18 protein-coding genes are annotated in these 18,933 nt (G+C 62.5%); 11 read left to right on the forward strand and 7 right to left on the reverse strand.

From position 1 onward, the window contains the following. Window positions 1–47 precede the first annotated feature (47 nt). The 6 genes from lptF to rsmA all read left to right on the forward strand — a co-directional run bounded on the left by lptF (window position 48) and on the right by rsmA (window position 7,636). On the forward strand, window positions 48–1,217 hold the full coding sequence (lptF, locus tag IB267_RS09275) for an LPS export ABC transporter permease LptF (protein ID WP_192447361.1): 1,170 nt from the start codon (window positions 48–50) through the stop codon (window positions 1,215–1,217). After that, window positions 1,214–2,293 (forward strand): LPS export ABC transporter permease LptG, encoded by a 1,080-nt coding sequence (gene lptG / locus IB267_RS09280; protein WP_192447362.1) that lies wholly within the window; start codon window positions 1,214–1,216, stop codon window positions 2,291–2,293. The genes lptF and lptG overlap by 4 nt, the downstream gene beginning before the upstream one ends. Next, on the forward strand, window positions 2,293–4,641 hold the full coding sequence (locus IB267_RS09285) for an LPS-assembly protein LptD (protein WP_192447363.1): 2,349 nt from the start codon (window positions 2,293–2,295) through the stop codon (window positions 4,639–4,641). The genes lptG and IB267_RS09285 overlap by 1 nt, the downstream gene beginning before the upstream one ends. Before the next feature lie 184 nt (window positions 4,642–4,825). Continuing rightward, on the forward strand, window positions 4,826–5,767 hold the full coding sequence (locus IB267_RS09290) for a peptidylprolyl isomerase (protein WP_043611377.1): 942 nt from the start codon (window positions 4,826–4,828) through the stop codon (window positions 5,765–5,767). Between the two features lie 13 nt (window positions 5,768–5,780). Beyond that, window positions 5,781–6,809 (forward strand): 4-hydroxythreonine-4-phosphate dehydrogenase PdxA, encoded by a 1,029-nt coding sequence (pdxA, locus tag IB267_RS09295; RefSeq protein WP_192447364.1) that lies wholly within the window; start codon window positions 5,781–5,783, stop codon window positions 6,807–6,809. After that, the gene (gene rsmA / locus IB267_RS09300; RefSeq protein ID WP_192447365.1) at window positions 6,809–7,636 is read left to right on the forward strand and encodes a 16S rRNA (adenine(1518)-N(6)/adenine(1519)-N(6))-dimethyltransferase RsmA; all 828 of its coding nucleotides are present in this window, start codon (window positions 6,809–6,811) and stop codon (window positions 7,634–7,636) included. Before pdxA ends, rsmA begins: the two co-directional genes overlap by 1 nt. Window positions 7,637–7,721: 85 nt before the next feature. On the opposite strand, the gene gmk is transcribed toward rsmA, so the two are convergent. The 7 genes from gmk to fabD all read right to left on the reverse strand — a co-directional run bounded on the left by gmk (window position 7,722) and on the right by fabD (window position 14,856). Then, the gene (gene gmk / locus IB267_RS09305; protein WP_034803935.1) at window positions 7,722–8,381 is read right to left on the reverse strand and encodes a guanylate kinase; all 660 of its coding nucleotides are present in this window, start codon (window positions 8,379–8,381) and stop codon (window positions 7,722–7,724) included. 3 nt (window positions 8,382–8,384) lie between these two features. Continuing rightward, window positions 8,385–9,272, reverse strand: coding sequence for a YicC/YloC family endoribonuclease (locus IB267_RS09310; RefSeq protein WP_192448280.1), 888 nt, complete (start codon window positions 9,270–9,272; stop codon window positions 8,385–8,387). A 133-nt stretch (window positions 9,273–9,405) separates the two neighbouring features. After that, window positions 9,406–10,605, reverse strand: coding sequence for an endolytic transglycosylase MltG (gene mltG / locus IB267_RS09315; protein ID WP_192447366.1), 1,200 nt, complete (start codon window positions 10,603–10,605; stop codon window positions 9,406–9,408). 463 nt (window positions 10,606–11,068) lie between these two features. Continuing rightward, a complete protein-coding gene (gene fabF, locus IB267_RS09320; RefSeq protein ID WP_043611371.1) occupies window positions 11,069–12,334 on the reverse strand; it encodes a beta-ketoacyl-ACP synthase II in 1,266 nt (421 codons plus the stop codon). A 221-nt stretch (window positions 12,335–12,555) separates the two neighbouring features. After that, complete coding sequence (locus tag IB267_RS09325) at window positions 12,556–12,792, reverse strand: acyl carrier protein (RefSeq protein ID WP_003531676.1); 237 nt, start codon at window positions 12,790–12,792, stop codon at window positions 12,556–12,558. A gap of 333 nt (window positions 12,793–13,125) precedes the next feature. After that, complete coding sequence (gene fabG / locus IB267_RS09330) at window positions 13,126–13,863, reverse strand: 3-oxoacyl-[acyl-carrier-protein] reductase (RefSeq protein WP_057252708.1); 738 nt, start codon at window positions 13,861–13,863, stop codon at window positions 13,126–13,128. Window positions 13,864–13,911: 48 nt separating this feature from the next. Further along, window positions 13,912–14,856, reverse strand: a complete 945-nt coding sequence (gene fabD / locus IB267_RS09335; RefSeq protein ID WP_192447367.1) for an ACP S-malonyltransferase — start codon at window positions 14,854–14,856, stop codon at window positions 13,912–13,914. A gap of 338 nt (window positions 14,857–15,194) precedes the next feature. Between fabD and IB267_RS09340 the strand changes: the two genes are divergently transcribed. The 5 genes from IB267_RS09340 to IB267_RS09360 all read left to right on the forward strand — a co-directional run bounded on the left by IB267_RS09340 (window position 15,195) and on the right by IB267_RS09360 (window position 18,914). After that, the gene (locus tag IB267_RS09340; RefSeq protein ID WP_192447368.1) at window positions 15,195–16,238 is read left to right on the forward strand and encodes an aldo/keto reductase; all 1,044 of its coding nucleotides are present in this window, start codon (window positions 15,195–15,197) and stop codon (window positions 16,236–16,238) included. Between the two features lie 19 nt (window positions 16,239–16,257). Next, entirely contained in the window at window positions 16,258–16,770 is a 513-nt protein-coding gene (locus tag IB267_RS09345) for a ClbS/DfsB family four-helix bundle protein (protein WP_192447369.1), read from the forward strand. A gap of 275 nt (window positions 16,771–17,045) precedes the next feature. Then, window positions 17,046–17,492, forward strand: coding sequence for a 30S ribosomal protein S6 (gene rpsF / locus IB267_RS09350; protein ID WP_034803973.1), 447 nt, complete (start codon window positions 17,046–17,048; stop codon window positions 17,490–17,492). Between the two features lie 26 nt (window positions 17,493–17,518). Next, on the forward strand, window positions 17,519–17,767 hold the full coding sequence (gene rpsR / locus IB267_RS09355) for a 30S ribosomal protein S18 (protein ID WP_025426448.1): 249 nt from the start codon (window positions 17,519–17,521) through the stop codon (window positions 17,765–17,767). A gap of 193 nt (window positions 17,768–17,960) precedes the next feature. Further along, window positions 17,961–18,914 carry a membrane protein gene (locus IB267_RS09360; RefSeq protein ID WP_043611358.1) on the forward strand — a complete coding sequence of 318 codons (954 nt, stop codon included), beginning with the start codon at window positions 17,961–17,963 and terminating at the stop codon, window positions 18,912–18,914. The last annotated feature ends 19 nt before the right edge of the window (window positions 18,915–18,933 follow it).

Here is an 18,933-nt window from a genome sequence, read left to right on the forward strand (position 1 = left end):
CGCCGCCGGAACAGAAACATGAGCAGGATTTTGGACCGGACACGGGCATGAAGCTGATCGAACGCTACATATTCCGGCGTGCCGTGATCATGTTCCTCGCAACGCTCCTGCCGTTGCTCGGCATCGTCTGGACGACTCAGGCGCTGACCAACGTCAACCTCGTCACCGACAACGGCCAGTCCGTGTTCGCCTTCGCCAAGGTGGCGACCCTCATCCTGCCCTCCGTCATCACGATCATCCTGCCCTTTGCGCTGGTGATCGGCGTCACGCAGACGCTGTCGACGATGAACACCGATTCGGAGCTGACAGTGCTCAATGCCGCCGGCAGCTCGCGCATGGCGATCATCCGGCCGGTGATCTACCTGGCCTTGGGCCTCAGCGTGCTTTCCTTCGTGGTCGACAATTTCGTCGAGCCCTATGCGCGCGTCGCCTTGCGCAAGATGCTGGCAACCGCCAACGCCGACCTGCTGTCGTCGGTTGTGCAGGAGAACACCTTCCGCAAGGTCGCAGACAATCTCTATGTCCAGGTCGGCGCGCGGCGGGGCGGCGGCGTGCTGCAGGGCATCTTCGTCGCCGATTCGCGCAATCCGAGCTTCGAGCTCGTCTACTATGCGCGCGAAGGCGCCATCGACGACAAGAGTTCAGCGCTGGTGATGAAAGACGGGGAAGTGCAGCGCAAGCTCCCCGACGGCAGCGTATCGATCATCAAGTTCGACTCCTACGCCTTCGATCTCGCCGACATGACGAAGACGACGCGCGAAGCGACCATCCGGGCGAAGGACCGCGACCTTCCGGGTCTGATCAATCCGGACCCGGAAGATCACGTCTACAAGAACAATCCGCTTGCCTTTACCGCCGAGCTCAACCGTCGCTTCACCGAATGGACCTTCCCCTTGCTCTTCGGCCTGATCGCGCTGGTCTTCAGCAGTGATGCGCGCTCCCATCGCGAAGCGCGGCTTCATCCGATGGTCAGCGCCCTCGGCACGGCCCTGCTCATCCGCTGGATGACGTTCTATGCTGGTAACAGCGCCGAGGATTCTGTCTGGTTTGTGCCGTTGATGTATGCCGTGCCGCTGATTGCGGGCGCGCTCTGCATCCACCAGCTCGTCAGCAACAGGCGACTGGACATTCCGATGACCGGACAGGAAAAGCTGCAGGAACTCCTGGTTCGCCTGCGCCTGATGCGGCCCGATGCCGAGAAAGGGCAGCCGTCATGATGGGCACGCTCGGCCGCTACTTCTTCATGCGCTATGTGATCACGACGTTCTGGTTCCTCGTCGGGATCTTCTCGCTGGTCTTCATCATCGACTTCAGCGAACAGGCGAGCCGGCTGGCGAACCTGCCGCGCTACAGCATCTCCGGCGCCCTTTTGATGACCGCGCTCCGGATCCCGCTGATCCTGCAGCAGACGATACCCTTCGTCGCGCTGTTTTCGGCCATGGCGGCACTGATCTCGCTCAACCGCCGCTACGAGCTGGTCGTGACCCGCGCGGCCGGCATTTCCGTCTGGCAGTTCCTGCGGCCCTTCATCCTCGGCTCCTTCCTCTTCGGCGTGCTGGCGGTCGTGGCGCTCAATCCGCTTGCGGCCTGGGGAACGAAGCGCGGCGAGGCGCTTTTGGCCGAATGGGGCTCCACACGGAACGCCGACGCCGGCTCGATCCCGTGGCTCAGGCAGATCTATAACGGCACGGACACGATCATCGGCGCACGCTCTGTTCAGGACAACGGGACGACGCTTCTCAACGTCACCGTCATCCACTTTGATCCACAGGGCACGATCATTCTGAGACAGGATGCGGGGTCGGCGAAACTCGAAGATGGTTACTGGCTTCTTAACGACGTCACGGAAACGCGCAACGGACAGCTTCCGCAACGTTTGAAAACAGCACAGCTGGCCACCAATCTGAAGCCGGAGTTTGTTCAGGAACGTCTTGCAAAGGCTGATTCCATTCAGTTTTTCGACCTGCCGCGCAAGATCGAAGTGGCCCGCTCCTTCGGTTTTTCGACCAACGGCATGGAAACCCAATTCCACTCAATGTTGTCGTTGCCGCTGCTGCTCGTCGCCATGACGCTGATCGCCGCTTGCGTGTCGCTGAAATTTAGCCGGTTTAACCAATCGCGCTCCGTAATTCTCGGTGGCATCCTTTCAGGCTTCGTGCTTTATGTCGTCACCGTGCTTGTCAAAGCATTCGGGAGCAGCGGCATTGTGCCTCCTTTCGTTGCAGCCTGGTTGCCAGTTGTTGTAGCGATGGCGCTGGGCTCGACGATTCTTTTAAATCAGGAGGATGGCTAGTGGCGGTAGTGAACCGCAAACGTATAAGGCTGATCAACGCCGCCCTGCTCGCAGGCGTGGCGCTGCAGACACTTGCCATGGGAATGAGTGCGCCAGCGATGGCGCAGCAGGCTTCGGAGCGCCTCGATTCGTTGCGCCCGAACATGCCGGAAGACGCCAAGCTGCTTCTGTCCGCCAATGAGCTCGTCTACAACAAGGACGCCGAAAAAGTGATCGTGCGCGGCAACGTGCAGATCGATTACGGCGGCTACAAGATGGTGGCCCGCCAGGTCGAGTACGACCAGAAGAAGGGCCGCATCTATGCATCCGGCGAAATCCAGTTCGTCGAGCCGGGCGGCAATGTCGTCTACGCCGACAAGATGGATATCACCGACGATTTCGGGGACGGCTTCCTCGATCAAATGCGCATTGAAACCACCGATCTGACGCGGCTTGCTGCCACGAGCGGCGAGCGCCGGAACGGCGAAGAATTCATTCTGAACGAGGCGGTCTACACGGCCTGCACGCCCTGCTCGACCAAGCCGGAACATCGCTCGCTGTGGCACATCAAGGCCCAGCGCGTCATCCAGAACGGCCGCACGCGGACCATCCGCCTTGAGAACGCCCGCTTCGAGCTGTTCGGCAAGCCGATCGCCTACATTCCGGTCATGGAGCTGCCCGACCATACGGTCAAGCGCAAGAGCGGCTTTCTGTTCCCGACATTCCGCTCGGCCCAGAAGCTCGGCGTTGGCGTCGGCGTCCCCTATTATTGGGCGATCTCGCCCTATATGGACGCAACGGCAACGCTGACCGGCCTGACGCGACAGGGCTTCCTGCTGGAGGGAGAATTCCGCCAGCGGTTCCACAACGGCTTCCATACGCTGAACTTCGCCGGCATCAGCCAGCTCGACAAGGGCAAGTTCACGCCCGGCACTGTCGACGCGATGCATACGAACCGAGGCATGATCGCGTCGAAGGGCGAGTTCGAGATCAATCCGCGCTGGACCTTCGGCTGGAACGTGCTCGTTCAGTCCGACGCCAACTTCGCCAAGACCTACGAGCTGTCGACGTTCGACGGAACGACCTACGTCAACCAGGCGTATCTGAGCGGGCTCGGCAAGCGGAACTACTTCGATCTGCGCGCTTTCTACTTCGACATCCAGGATGCCGACGCCAACAGCATCGAGGAGAACCAGCAGCCTGCGGCACAGGTTCTCGACTATTCCTACAAGGCGCCTGAATCCGTCCTGGGCGGTGAGCTTTCCGGTACGCTGAACTTCACGAACGTGAAGCGCAACCGGCTCGACGCGTTCACGCAGCCGGGCGTGACCCGTTTCCGTGGCCTCGAGGGCACGTCGCACCGCCTGACCGGCGAACTGGAGTGGAAGCGCACCTTCATTGCTCCAGGCGGTCTGGTCATCACGCCGCTGCTAGCGGCGCGTGGCGACGCCATCGGGCTGAACATGGACAACCCGGGCCCGGCCTACACGGGCGACTACAACACGAGCGACGCGGTGACGCGGCGCATGCTGACCGCGGGTCTCGAAGCCCGCTACCCGATCCTGTTCGTCGGCGAAGACAGCAGCCACGTGCTCGAACCGATTGCGCAGCTCTACGCGCGTCCAAACGAGCAATACGCAGGCGGCCTGCCGAACGAAGACGCGCAGAGCTTCGTGTTCGATGCGACAAACCTCTTCGATCGCGACAAGTTCTCCGGCTTCGACCGGATCGAGGGCGGCACCCGCGCCAATGTCGGCTTCCGCTACACGGGAACCTTCGACAGCGGCTACGGTCTGCGCGGCATCGTCGGCCAGTCATTCCATCTCGGCGGCCTCAACTCGTTTGCGACAGACGACCTGGTCAAGGCCGGCGCGAATTCCGGCCTGGAGAGCAGAAGCTCCGACTATGTTGCCATGTTCGGTATCGATGCACCCTCCGGCCTGATGGCGAGCATTTCCGGCCGCCTCGACGAAAAGGACCTGTCGCTGCGCCGTGCCGATACCACCGTCGGCTATCTCGGCACGACGTGGCAGGCGGCGATGACCTATACGCGCATCGAAGCGCAGCCGCTCTACGGATCTCTGTCCAACCAGGACGAAATCCAGACGGCTGCCGCCTACCGGTTCCATGATTACTGGTCGGTGTTCGGCGCGATCACCTATGACATCAACAAGGATGTCATCTCGCGCAACGGTTTCGGCATCACCTACGACGATCAGGACACGCTGTTCTCGATCGTCTACAAACAGGAACGCGATACCGACGCCAATGTGGCGAACGACTGGTCGATCGGCGCGAGAATCAGCTTCCGTACGCTCGGCGACGTGAACGTCGGCGACACCAAGTTCGAAGAGCTGGATTATTATTGATATCGTCAAGCGAGTGGGCGGGCCAAAAGTTCGCCCATTCGTCGATATCGGCACGGTCAAACGGTCTTGTCATCGTTTGGCCGCATGTATTATGCATTCCCTCCGACAAGATAAGGCAACGGCGCAAGGCCGACAGGCGGACAAAGCCTGTCGACGGTGATAGTCCGGGATATAGGAAAAGATAATGGGCGGGAAAATGTCGATCTTGAGGACACTGTCGGTACTGGCTTTGGCCGGCACCTTGAGCGTTGCCGTATGCTCCGGAGCTCAGGCAGCAGCGAGTACGGTCAAGGTAACGGTCAACAACACGGTGATTACCTCCGGCGACATCGCCAAGCGCGTGGCCTTCCTTCGCCTGCAGCGCCAGAAGGGCGGCAACGACGAAGCCAAGAAGCAGCTCGTCGACGAAGTTCTCAAGCGGGCCGAGATCGCGCGCATCGGCCAGTCCGTCAGCACCCAGGAAGTCGATGCCGCCTATGCGCGCTTCGCCTCGGGCAACAAGCTTTCGACCGAGCAACTCGGCAAGATCCTCGATCAGGCGGGCGTCGGCGCGGAACATTTCAAGCAGTTCATCGCCGTGCAGATGAGCTGGCCGCGCGCGGTCAACTTCCGCTACGGCAGCTCCAACCGTCTCCAGGGCGCCGACCTCGTCAAGCGCATGATGGCCGGTGGCGGACAGAAGCCTGTCACCACCGAGTACTTCCTGCAGCAGGTGATCTTCGTCATTCCCGAGAAGAAGCGTGGCGCGATCACCGCGAAGCGGCAGGCCGAAGCCAACGCCTCCCGAGCCCAGTTCCCGGGTTGCGAAACCTCCAAGGTGTTTGCCGCCAACTATCGCGACGTGTCGATCCGCAGCCTCGGCCGCATGCTGGCCCAGCAGCTGCCCGACGAATGGAAGCCGCTGATCGAGAAGGCCGGCGAGAACGGCACCACCGGCACCCGCGTGACCGAAAAGGGCGTCGAGTACCTGGCGATCTGCAAGAAGCGTGAGGTCAACGACGACACCGCCGCCGAAATCGTCTTCCGCGCCGAGGATATCGGCAAGAAGAAGGAAGGCGGCGAGGACCCGAACAGCGAGAAGTACCTCGAGGAGCTGCGCAAGAAGGCGCAAATCGTCAACAAGTAATCACGACGGAACCATGCGCGAAACAACCGGCGGGCCCCTCGCCCTGACCATGGGCGACCCGGCCGGTATCGGGCCGGACATCAGTCTTTCGGCCTGGCTCGGCCGCCGCGACCACGCGACGGCCCCCTTCCTCTTCATCGGCGACCCCGCGGTGCTTGCCGCACGCGCATCGATGCTCGGCTATACAGTACCCGTCCGCGAGACCGATTGCGCCGGCGCGCGCTCCCTATTCGATACGGCGTTGCCGGTTCTGCCGCTCACCTGCCCTGCCCCGATCAACGCCGGCCATCCTGACACGGCCAATGCCAGCGCCGTCATCGGTGCGATCGACACGGCCGTGCGACTGGTGAACGCCGGTCAGGCGTCGGCCGTGGTCACGAACCCGATCGCCAAGGCGGTTCTTTATGACGCTGGCTTCCGCTTTCCAGGCCATACCGAATATCTCGCCGATCTTGCCGAAAAGGCGACGGGCGAGCCGGTTCTGCCGGTGATGATGCTGGCCGGACCGAAGCTGCGCGCCGTGCCCGTCACCATCCACATCCCCTTGAAGGACGTGCCGGAGCAACTGACGCCAGACCTCATCTACCGCACCTGCGCGATTACTGCGGCCGACCTTCGCAATCGCTTCGGACTTCAACAGCCGCGGCTCGCAATCGCCGGCCTGAACCCGCATGCCGGCGAAAACGGTGCGCTTGGGCTCGAGGACGACGCCGTGATCCGACCGGTCGTCGACCGGCTGCGCGCTGAAGGCATTGATGCGGTTGGACCGCTGCCGGCCGATACGATGTTCCACGATCGCGCACGCGCCACCTACGACGTGGCGATCTGCATGTATCACGACCAGGCGCTGATCCCGGCCAAGGCGCTCGGCTTCGACGACAGCGTCAACGTCACGCTCGGTCTTCCCTTCATCCGCACCTCGCCCGACCACGGCACGGCCTTCAGCCTTGCCGGCAAGGGCATCGCCCGCGACGACAGCCTTCGGGCAGCCCTCGACCTTGCCGCATCGCTTGCGGCCAATATGCCAGGAGATATTCGCTGATGGCCGCCCTTGACGGTCTTCCTCCGCTACGCGACGTCATCCAGCGTCACGGCCTCGATGCCAAGAAGGCGCTCGGCCAGAACTTCCTGCTCGACCTCAACCTGACGCAGAAGATCGCGCGGACCGCCGGTTCGCTCGAAGGCGTGACGGTCATCGAGGTCGGCCCCGGACCGGGCGGCCTCACCCGCGCCATCCTCGCGCTCGGCGCCAAGAAGGTCATTGCGATCGAGCGTGACTCGCGCTGCCTGCCGGCGCTTGCGGAGATCGGCGCGCATTATCCCGATCGGCTGCAGGTGATCGAAGGTGACGCACTGAAGACGCCCTTCGAGACGCTTGCTGACGAAGGGCCGGTCAAGATCATCGCCAACCTGCCCTACAATGTCGGCACGCAGTTGCTCGTCAACTGGCTGCTGCCCGAGCGCTGGCCGCCCTTCTGGCAGTCGCTGACGCTGATGTTCCAGCGTGAAGTGGGCCTGAGGATCGTCGCCGACGCGGATGACGACCACTATGGCCGCCTCGGTGTCCTCTGCGGTTGGCGTACGAACGCACGGATGGCGTTCGACGTGCCGCCGCAGGCCTTTACGCCACCACCGAAGGTGACGTCCTCCGTGGTCCATCTGGAGCCGGTCGAAAACCCGATCCCCTGCTCGGTCGCAGCCCTTGAGAAGGTGACGCATGCAGCCTTCGGCCAACGCCGCAAGATGCTGCGCCAAAGCCTGAAGCCGCTCGGCGGTGAAGCTTTACTTGCCAAGGCCGACATCGACCCGCAGCGACGCGCCGAAACACTTTCGGTGGAAGAGTTCTGCCGGCTGGCAAACTGCCTCTGAGCGGGCATGTGGATCGCAAGGCGCGCGCTACAAACGGACATGAATCAAAAATGGCTCCTCACGGAGCCATTTTCTTTTTTGAGCCTTAGAACGGGTTTTCGGTCAGCAGCCCGTTGACGAAATCGAACAGCCCAGGGCGCCGGTCACGGCGCAGGCGTTCGGCCTCAACGATCGCCCGCACGGACGCAAAAGCGCGGTCGAGATCGTCGTTGAGCACGATGTAGTCATACTCCCGCCAGTGCTCGATCTCGGCGCGCGAGTTCGCAAGGCGCGTGGCGATCACCTCTTCGCTGTCTTCGGCCCGGCGATGCAGGCGAGACTGCAACTCGGCCATGGACGGCGGCAGGATGAAGATCGAGACGACGTCTCCCGCCATCTTCTCCTGAAGCTGCTGCGCACCCTGCCAGTCGATATCGAAGAGCATGTCGCGGCCGGCGGCCATGGCCGCCTCCACAGCGTCGCGCGGCGTGCCGTAGAAATTGCCGTGCACCTCCGCCCATTCGAGCAGCGAGTCAGTGGACCTCAGCGCCTCGAATTCGCGTATGGACTTGAAGTGATAGTGCCGTCCGTCAATCTCGCTCGGGCGCCGCTGACGCGTCGTCACGCTGACCGAAATGCTCATCTCCGGATCGGCTTCCAGGAGATTGCGCGCAATGGTCGACTTGCCAGCGCCCGACGGCGAGGAAATGACGAGCATCAGCCCACGACGGGCGATCTTGATGGGCGAAGGGGTCGCCGGGTTCATACCTTACTCCAGATTCTGGACCTGTTCGCGGAACTGGTCGATGACGACCTTCAACTCGATGCCGGCGGCAGACACTGCGGCTGCGTTCGACTTGGAACAGATCGTATTCGATTCTCGGTTAAATTCCTGTGCGAGGAAATCGAGCTTGCGCCCGACGGGGCCGCCCTTCGACAGAAGGTCGCGGGCGGCAACGAGATGGGAGCCAAGCCGGTCGATCTCCTCGCGAAGGTCCGCCTTGGTGGCGAGCAAAGCGACTTCGGCATAGAGACGGTCCCGCTCTAGCGATGACCCGTTGTCCATGACCAGGGCAACCTGCTGCGCCAGCCGGTCGGCAATCGCCGCGGCGCTACGTGACGGGTCGGCCTCGACCGTCGCCGTCAGCCGCTCGATCGTCTCGACCTGCGCCAGCAGGATCTGACAGAGCGCCGCGCCCTCGTCCGCGCGCATCTTGCGCAGATCGGCGAGCGCGCCCGCCAGCCCGGCCAGGATATCTGCGTCGAGCGCCGTGCGCTCTTCTTCGCTCTCCTCCGGCTCACGGAAGTCGACGATGCCGCGGATCGAGAGAAGCGTGTCGAACCGGAGCGGCGCGGGATCGACGAGGTCCCCGAGCTGACCGCGCAGGTCTAGCACCGCCGTCAAGGCTGCTTGGTTGACCACGGCTTCGACGGCCGCCTCGCCGCCGCTGACGGAGAGGCCGATCTGAAGGTTGCCGCGGGAAAAATAATCAGCTGCAAGCTTGCGCACCTCGGGCTCGAAGCGCTCGAGCCCCTGCGGCAGGCGCAGCCGGAGATCCAGGCCCTTGCCGTTGACGGAGCGCAGCTCCCAGGCCCAACGACGGCGGCCGCTGCTGCCTTCTCTCCGGGCAAAGCCGGTCATCGATTGGAGCGGCATCATCACCTCCGTTGCGGTTTCAGCAGAAGCAATAAGGCGACGGCGCGGCATCCCGCAAGGGATATCCGCGCCGTGATTCGTCCGTCCACAGTGCAAGCATCGCTAGGCGGCTCTGCCACCAGCGAGCACCGGCCTATTGCGGCTGCGTAGCTGCCGGTTCAGCAGTGCCGGCGTCAGACGCAGCCTTCGCCGCTTCGGCTGCCCGCTCCGCCTCAACCTTGCGCCAGCGGCGGACATTGGCATTGTGTTCGTCGAGCGTCTCGGCAAAGACGTGGCCGCCCGTGCCGTCGGCAACGAAGTAAAGCTCCGGCGTACGCGATGGATTGGCGACCGCTTCCAGGGCTGCACGGCCGGGATTTGCGATCGGCGTCGGCGGGAGGCCCTTGATGATATAGGTGTTGTACGGCGTCTGCTTGTCGATGTCCGACTTCAGGATCGGCCGGTCCGCCGGCTTTCCGTCGCCGCCGAAAATGCCATAGATGATCGTTGGGTCGGACTGCAGCCGCATGCCCTTGTCGAGCCGGTTGATGAAGACCGAAGCGACGCGCGGGCGCTCGTCGGCGCGGCCGGTTTCCTTCTCCACGATCGAGGCAAGCGTCACCAGTTCTTCCACCGTCGAAACCGGCAGATCGGGATCGCGCTTCTCCCAGATCTGGCCAACGAGGACCTTCTGGGCAGCGGCCATCTGCTGAACGATCTCGCCGCGCTTGGTGCCGCGCGTGAACTTGTAGGTGTCAGGCATCAGCGAACCTTCGGCCGGCAGTTCCGACGGTAGATCGCCGACGAGCACCGGATCATCGGCGAGCCTGTGGAACATCTGCTTGACGGTCAGGCCTTCGGGCAGGGAAACGGAATAGAGGATCGACTTGCCCGACTTCAGGAGCTGCATGACCTCCTGCATCGACGAGCCCGCCTTGATCTCGTATTCACCGGCCTTCAGCGTCTCGTTGTCGAGATAGGCCTCGGAGACGAAACGGAAGACACGCGCATCGGTGATGATGTTGCCGCGCTCAAGGCCGCTTGCGATCTCGCTCATGCCGGCGCCGCCGCGGACGATGAAGTTCTGGTTCGCCTGCAGCGGACCCGGCTTTTCGTACTGGTGCATCGCGTAATAGACCGTGCCGGCGGCGGCGAGCGCTGCAAACACGATGACGGTCATGACGAAGTTCAGGAAGATCACGACCTGGCTGCGGGCTTTGCGCGATCGTTTCGGCGGCTGCGGCACCTTTTCCGGACGCAGCGCTTCGTTTGCCGATTTCGGAATGATCGGTCCGTTGCTCGCGTTTTCACTGCGGCCGAATTGCGCCGCGCCGTTATCGTTTGAGTCGCTCACGATTATCCCGAACCCGAAATTCGCGGCCTCATTCTCTTCCTGCTTCCGGTGCGAATTTCGGACTGGACCGTGGCAGGCATAGGTCAAATTTATAAAACGGTGCCGCCCAGAAGGCCGGCGTCCGCAGTTACTCAAAAATCCGCGTCCGGTGCAATCTCACCGAAGAACCACAGAAATGTGTCGAATCACCGTGCGTTCAAGAGAACGCGGCGGACGACCGACACTTTAATCCGGAACCTCGGCCCGCGGTAAAAACCGGGCAAACCGTCGTTCCAGACAATGGCTGAATGGCATTCTGACAGATATGCCTTGCGCGAACATCGCGGTCGGCGAGCGCCATCTTCCATGACGGCGCCTCCTCCCAACACATGCTTGTAGCGAGCAATACGGCAAAAGCTGGATCATCGCGCCGCCTTCTGCGGTCGGCGCGATGATTGGCTCAGGCGACGCTCCGGGCGCGCGATCAGGCGCCGGTGTAGCGACGCAGGACCAACGAAGCGTTGGTGCCGCCGAAACCGAAGGAATTCGAGAGCGCCACGTTGATTTCGCGCTTGCGCGCGACATGCGGCACGAGATCGATCTTCGTCTCGACCGATGGGTTGTCGAGGTTCAGCGTCGGTGGCGCGATGTTGTCGCGGATCGCCAGCGCCGAGAAGATCGCTTCCACCGCGCCGGCAGCGCCGAGCAGGTGGCCGATGGCCGACTTGGTCGAGGACATCGAGATCTTCGACGCGTGTTCGCCAACCAGACGCTCGACGGCACCAAGCTCGATCGTGTCGGCCATAGTGGAGGTGCCGTGGGCGTTGATGTAATCGATATCGGCAGCCGTCAGACCGGCGCGCTTCAGCGCCATCTGCATGCAGCGATAGGCACCGTCGCCGTCTTCCGACGGAGCAGTGATGTGGAAGGCATCGCCCGAAAGGCCGTAACCGACGACTTCCGCATAGATCTTGGCGCCGCGCGCCTTGGCATGCTCGAGTTCTTCGAGGATGACGACGCCAGCGCCCTCGCCCATGACGAAACCGTCGCGGTCGATATCGTAGGGGCGCGAGGCCTTCTGCGGATCGTCATTGTGCTGGGTCGACAGCGCCTTGCAGGCGGCAAAGCCGGCGAGGGAGATCCGGCAGATCGGCGATTCCGCGCCGCCAGCCACCATGACGTCGGCATCGCCGAGCGCGATCAGGCGGCTCGCGTCACCGATCGCATGGGCGCCGGTCGAACAGGCGGTGACGACAGAGTGGTTGGGACCGCGCAGCTTGTGGCGGATCGACACCTGGCCAGAGGCAAGGTTGATGAGGCGGCCAGGAATGAAGAACGGCGAGATGCGGCGGGGGCCCTTGTCGCGCAACGTGTAGCCGCCTTCGACGATGCCTTCGAGGCCGCCGATGCCTGAACCGATCAGCACGCCGGTAGCGATCTGGTCTTCATCGCTCTCCGGCTTCCAGCCGGCATCGGAAAGCGCCATGTCGGCCGCAGCCATCGCGTAGACGATGAACGGATCGACCTTGCGCTGCTCCTTCGGCTCCATCCAGTCGTCGGCATTGAAGGTAGCATCGGTGCCGTCGCCGAAGGGAATGCGGCAGGCAATCTTGGCAGGAAGGTCCTCGACCTCGAATTCGGTCACCTTGCGCGCAGCATTGTGCCCGGCAAGCAGGCGCGCCCACGTCGCCTCAGTTCCGCAACCCAAGGGAGATACCATGCCGGTACCGGTGATAACGACACGTCTCATAGTCCGCGACCCACCCTGACTTTTCCATTTCAGAGCCGGATCGGACCACGTGTAACGAACCCGATCCGGGCATCCATTTTAAGGTTCTTATTCACGATCAGAGGGAAATGCGGAAAACGCTTGCTGATCGAAATCCCCGCTCGGCGCGGGATAGCCCACTTCCCTGGGCTGAAACGGGCCGCTTTAGGCGGCCCGTCCACGGCCGAAGCCGCTTCAATATATTAGGCCTGGGCCTTTTCGATGAACTTGACGGCGTCGCCGACAGTCAGGATCGAGTCAGCAGCGTCGTCCGGGATTTCAACGCCGAATTCTTCTTCGAAAGCCATGACCAGTTCGACGGTGTCGAGCGAGTCCGCGCCGAGGTCGTCGATGAAGCTTGCGCCTTCGCTGACCTTTTCGGCGTCGACGCCAAGATGATCAATAACAATTTTCTTTACGCGTTCTGCGATATCGCTCATGTCGGAGTTCCTCGACCTTCGTTTCTGTAGGCGCCTATTCCGGCACCGGTACTCTTCTGTAAGCCTGATAGACCAAGACGGCCCACCCGGCAATCCATCCAACCGGAACTGCGGCAAACCCAAGGCAGCCAAGGCTGCCGGACGCCTGGCGGGACCGGTCGACTGCTAACAGTCATGGCCCGATTAACACGGTTTAACGCTGTCGCAAAGTCCGAAAATGCCTGTCATTCGCTTGCTCAACATTGAATTTCAGGCATTTGGCAGGCGGCATCCCGGGACGTTGAAGATCGCCCGCCGCACAATCTCGGCGGGCGGCCCATCCCGGAAACCGGATTAGATCATGGCCATGCCGCCGTTGACGTGAATCGTCTGGCCGGTGACGTAACCAGCTTCGTTCGAAGCGAGGTAAACGACCGCCGAAGCGATTTCGGCGCCGGTGCCCATGCGCTTCATCGGGATCGCGCCCATGATCGCGTCCTTCTGTTTGTCGTTGAGCTTGCCGGTCATCGCGCTTTCGATAAAGCCCGGAGCCACGCAGTTGACCGTGACGTTGCGCGTCGCGATTTCCTGGGCAAGCGACTTGGAGAAGCCGATCATGCCGGCCTTGGAGGCGCAGTAGTTCGCCTGGCCGGGGTTGCCGGTGACGCCGACGATGGAGGTGATGTTGACGATGCGGCCGAAACGGCGGCGCATCATCGGATGGGTGAGTTCGCGCGTCAGGCGGAACACGGCCGTGAGGTTCACTTCGAGAACGGCATCCCAGTCCTCGTCGCTCATGCGCACGAAGAGGCCGTCCTTGGTGATTCCGGCATTGTTGACGAGAATATCGACGCCACCGAGTTCGGCCTCGGCCTTTTCGCCGAGCGCCTTGACTTCGGCGCGGTCGGAAAGATTTGCCGGGAAGAGCTGCACGCGATCGCCAAGTTCGTTGGCAAGCGCTTCGAGCTTTTCGACGCGGGTGCCGTGCAGGCCGACGATGGCGCCTTGAGCGTGCAGCATGCGGGCGATTTCTTCGCCGATACCACCGGATGCGCCGGTAACGAGAGCCTTGCGGCCGGAAAGATCAAACATCTCTTTGATTCCTTATAACTGGAATAACTGGAGCGCCTAGGCGTTCGCTCAGGCGAGCAAGGCGGCGAGTGCTGCGTCGATATCGGCGGGCGTATTGACGGCGATACCGTTGACGGTCTTGTCGATACGGCGGGCAAGCCCTGTCAGGACTTTGCCGGAACCGAGTTCATAAAGCGTCGTGACGTTGTTGGCGGCGAACCACTCGACCGTCTCGCGCCAGCGGACCTGGCCGGTGACCTGCTCGACCAGCAGCCGGGCGATCTCTTCGGCATCGCTGACGGGGGCGGCAAGCACGTTGGCGATGACGGGAACCACCGGATTGCGCTTTTCGACCTTGGCCAACGCCTCGCGCATCGCGTCGGCAGCCGGCGCCATCAGCGCGGAGTGGAAGGGTGCCGAAACTGGCAGCATCAGCGCGCGCTTGGCACCCTTTTCGGAAGCGAGCGCCGCGGCCTTCTCGACGGCAGCCTTCTCGCCGGAGATCACCAGCTGGCCACCGCCATTGTCGTTGGCGATCTGGCAGGAACCGAGGGCCGACGCTTCGCGGCAGACGGCTTCGACATCCGCATGTTCAAGGCCGATGATCGCCGCCATCGCGCCCTTGCCGACGGGAACCGCCGCCTGCATGGCGTTGCCGCGGATGCGCAGCAGGCGCGCCGTGTCGGCAATGGAGAACGTACCGGCGGCACAGAGCGCCGAGTATTCGCCGAGCGAATGGCCGGCGACGAAGGAAACCTTGGACTTGAGGTCGAGGCCCTTGGCTTCGAGCACGCGAATGACGGCCATCGATACGGCCATCAGCGCCGGCTGCGCGTTCGCCGTCAGCGTCAGCGTTTCCTCGGGGCCGTTCCACATGATCTCGGACAGCTTCTGGCCGAGTGCTTCATCGACTTCGGCAAAGACGGCTGCCGCTTCCGGAAAAGCGTCGGCCAGATCCTTGCCCATGCCGACAGCCTGGCTGCCCTGGCCTGGAAACGTGAATGCAATGCTCATGGGATCGTCCCTTCCCTAGATCACTAGGATTTAGGGTCGGCGCGACACGAAATCCTAGTGATCGGTTCTTATGAGTTAGAGCGGGATGCAGGCAGAAACCATACATCTCCGGTTTCCTCTCCATTCACATTCCTTACCGACGAGTCAAGCTTGGAGGCCGGCAGGGACGCCGCCGACAGGCCCTTTTGCCCTTGATCTTCAACAATCAAGGCGTAAGTTTGCCGCCCGATGTCGCCCTTTCCCCAACCACCGGGACTGAGGCGACCGCTCCATTCCCGGTGCCGGCGCCCCTTCCCTCCCCAGGTCGGCGCTCGCCCTTCACAAGGATACTTATCTAGATGCGCTACAACACGCTTGGCCGCACCGGCATCAAGGTTTCGGAAATCTGCCTGGGCACCATGACCTGGGGCTCGCAGAACTCCATCGCCGAGGCGCATGAGCAACTGGATTACGCCTTCGACAAGGGCGTCAACTTCATCGACACCGCCGAACTCTACCCGACCACCCCGCTGTCGCCGGAGACCTACGGCGACACGGAACGCTTCATCGGCGAATGGCTGGCCACGCGCGGCCGGCGGGATGACGTCGTTGTCGCGACCAAGGTTGCCGGTCCCGGCCGTCCCTATATCCGCAGCGGCAATCCGACGACGCCCGAGGGCATCGACCAGGCGATCGACGCCAGCCTCAAGCGGCTGAAGACCGACTACGTCGATCTCTATCAGCTTCATTGGCCGAACCGCGGCCACTATCATTTCCGCAACGCCTGGTCCTACGACCCATCCAAGCAGGACAAGGACCACGTCGCGAGCGACCTTCGGGCGATCCTCGACAAACTCGGCGACCTCGTTAAGGCCGGCAAGGTGCGCGCCATCGGCCTCTCCAACGAGACGGCCTGGGGCACGATGAAGTTCATCGACATGGCTGAGCGTCATGGCCTGCCGCGCGTCGTTTCGATCCAGAACGAGTACAACCTGCTTTACCGCACCTACGACCTCGACCTTGCGGAACTGTCCCACCATGAGGATGTAGGCCTGCTCGCCTATTCGCCGCTCGCCGCCGGGCTTTTGAGCGGCAAGTATCTCGACGGCGCGAAGCCGAAGGGCTCGCGCCTTTCGATCAACGGCGATCTCGGCGGCCGCTTCACGCCCCACCAGGAGCCGGCCGTCGAAGGCTATGTCAAACTGGCGCGCGAGCACGGCCTCGATCCGGCGCAGATGGCGATCGCCTTCTGCCTGGCGCGGCCCTTCATGGCGTCCGTCATCATCGGCGCGACATCGATGGAGCAGTTGAAGACCAACCTCGGCGCCATCGATCTCACGCTGTCGCAGGACGTTGTCAACGGGATCCGGCGGCTGCACCGGATCTATCCGATGCCGATCTGAGTGTGGGAGCAGGTCGCCGATGCCGGTGCCCCAGACGAAAGCCGAACTGCTTGAGGCGATCGAAGCCCAGTTCGCCAGGCTGATGCGCGAGTTGGAACGGGTTCCTGACCAGAGCTACCGCGAACCTTCGCTCGAGGGCCACGCCAAGGGCACCATGATGAGCGTCGGCGATCTCGTCGCCTACCTCATCGGCTGGGGCGAGCTGGTGATCAAATGGATCGATCGCGATCAGCGCGGCGAGCCGGTCGACTTCCCCGAGACCGGCTATAAATGGAACGAACTTGGACGGCTGGCGCAGAAATTCTATGTGGACTTCCAGGCTCTTTCGCCGGGCGAGCTTGTCGCCAGGCTGAAGCAAAGCAAGGAGGCGATCGAAGCACGGATCAGGGATCGCGACGAGCAGGCGCTCTACGGGCGGCCATGGTACGGAAAATTCACGCTCGGACGCATGATCCAGTTCAATACTTCCTCTCCCTATGCCAACGCCCACGGCCGCCTGCGCAAATGGAAAAAGGTGAACGAGCTGGCGTAGAAAGCGGAAAAGATGCGGCAAGCCTTGCCTTCCGCGGAAAAATGCGTATAAGCGCGCTGTTCGAAATGCCCGGTCTTCTGGCTGGTGGCTGAACGGAGGGCCGGCTTCCTCGAGGGGAGCCGTTAGGATTGCACGTCTTTCCGGCCTCCCGTGTCTCCGCTCTCGACCGTCTCGATACAACACTTTCTTGCCGGCTGCCTGTCAGCCACTAAGAACAGTCGTTGAGGCTTAGCCGCCGAGGTCCGGGCTGATTAACGCAAGAAAGGCAAGCCACAATGGCTCTTTATGAACACGTATTCCTGGCCCGCCAGGACATCACGCCGCAGCAGGTCGACGGTCTCGTCGAGCAGTACAAGGGCGTGCTCGAAGCAAACGGCGGTAAGGTCGGTCGCGTCGAAAACTGGGGCCTGAAGTCCCTCACCTACCGCATCAAGAAGAACCGCAAGGCTCACTACGTTCTCATGGACATCGATGCTCCGGCAGCGGCTGTTCACGAAATCGAGCGCCAGATGCGCATCAACGAAGACATCCTGCGCTACATGACGATCGCCGTCGAGAAGCACGAGGAAGGCGCGTCGGCCATGATGCAGAAGCGCGACCGCGACGACCGTCCGCGCCGCGATGGCGACCGTCCGGAGCGTGGCTTCGGCGACCGTGGTCCGCGTCCGGACCGTGGCGACCGCGAAGACCGCCCGCGCCGTCCGCGCGAAGACCGCGCGTAATCAAGAAGCTTTAGGAGATTAAGACAATGGCTGAAGTTTCTTCCGCTCCGGTTCGTCGCCCGTTCCACCGTCGCCGCAAGACTTGCCCCTTCTCGGGCGCAAACGCTCCGCGGATCGACTACAAGGACATCCGTCTTCTGCAGCGCTACATTTCCGAGCGCGGCAAGATCGTTCCTTCCCGTATCACGGCCGTTTCCCAGAAGAAGCAGCGCGAACTCGCCCAGGCGATCAAGCGTGCACGCTTCCTCGGCCTGCTGCCCTACGTCGTTTCCTAAGAACGGCTGACCTTCCGTCAGTCTTCTGACTCGACGGAACCCGACGTGTTGGGAGAGGCGCTCCCCCAAGGTGAGCGCCTCTTTCACTCCCTTCCGCGATGGGCGCGGATCGGAACCGGCGCGATGCGCCAAAATCCCATGCTGGGGAAAAGGCTTTGGCCATCCCCTAACTGCACGAAGCAGGACAGCGAACGTGACGAATGTGAACAGGACATCGCTGCTGACCGGCGTTCTCGCCGGCTTTACCGCCGCCCTCTTGTCGATGGGCGCGAATACGCAGTCGTCTCTTGCCATCGTCCTTTACGCCGCTTCGGCCCTTCCGATCCTGATTGCCGGCCTCGGCTGGGGCAATGCCGCAGCGATCACCGCAATCGTCACGGCCGGCGCCACCGGTGCCGTTCTCGTTTCGCCCTATTTCTCGCTGCTGATCCTCGTCGTCACGCTGATCCCGGCCGGTTGGCTGAGCCATCTCGCCAATCTCGCCCGCCCGGCGTCCGAACTCGGCGGCCCGGACGAGGCGCTTGCCTGGTATCCGCTCTCCGATATCCTCAGCCATCTCGCCGGTCTGGTGACCGTCGGCATGATCATCGTCGGCGTGATCGTCGGCTATGGAGCCGATATCTCCGATCGCATGGTCGATATCGTCATTCAGGCGGTGAAGGCGCAGGACAGCGCCTACAACCCGGATGCGGCTGCCATCGCTCAGATCAAGTCGCTTTTCACCCTCGCCTTGCCGCTCGTCCAGGGCGCGATCTGGGTGCTGATGCTGTTTACCGCCTACTACCTTGCCACCCGCATCGTGCAGATGTCCGGCCGGTCGTTGCGCCCGCGCGAGGACATTCCTTCGACGCTGCGCATGCACCGCAACGCGATCTTCATTTTTCTCGGCGGCCTGGTCCTCACCTTCCTCGGCGGCGCACCCGCAACGATCGGCGCGCTGATCTGCGGAACCTTCGGCGCGGGCTTCCTGCTTGCCGGTTTCGCCTCCTTCCATTTCCGCACGCGCGGCAAGTCCTGGCGGCTTCCCGTGCTGTGGATCGCATACCTGTCGGTGCTCGTGTTCACGATCCCGGCATTCTTCTTCCTCCTGTCCGGCCTGATCGATACGCGACGCACCATCGCGGTCACGCCGGTTGGAAAAAACTGACCAACGAACTGGAACTCTG

This window comes from Ensifer sp. ENS09 (genome assembly GCF_014852425.1).
In the GTDB taxonomy this organism is placed as follows: domain Bacteria; phylum Pseudomonadota; class Alphaproteobacteria; order Rhizobiales; family Rhizobiaceae; genus Ensifer.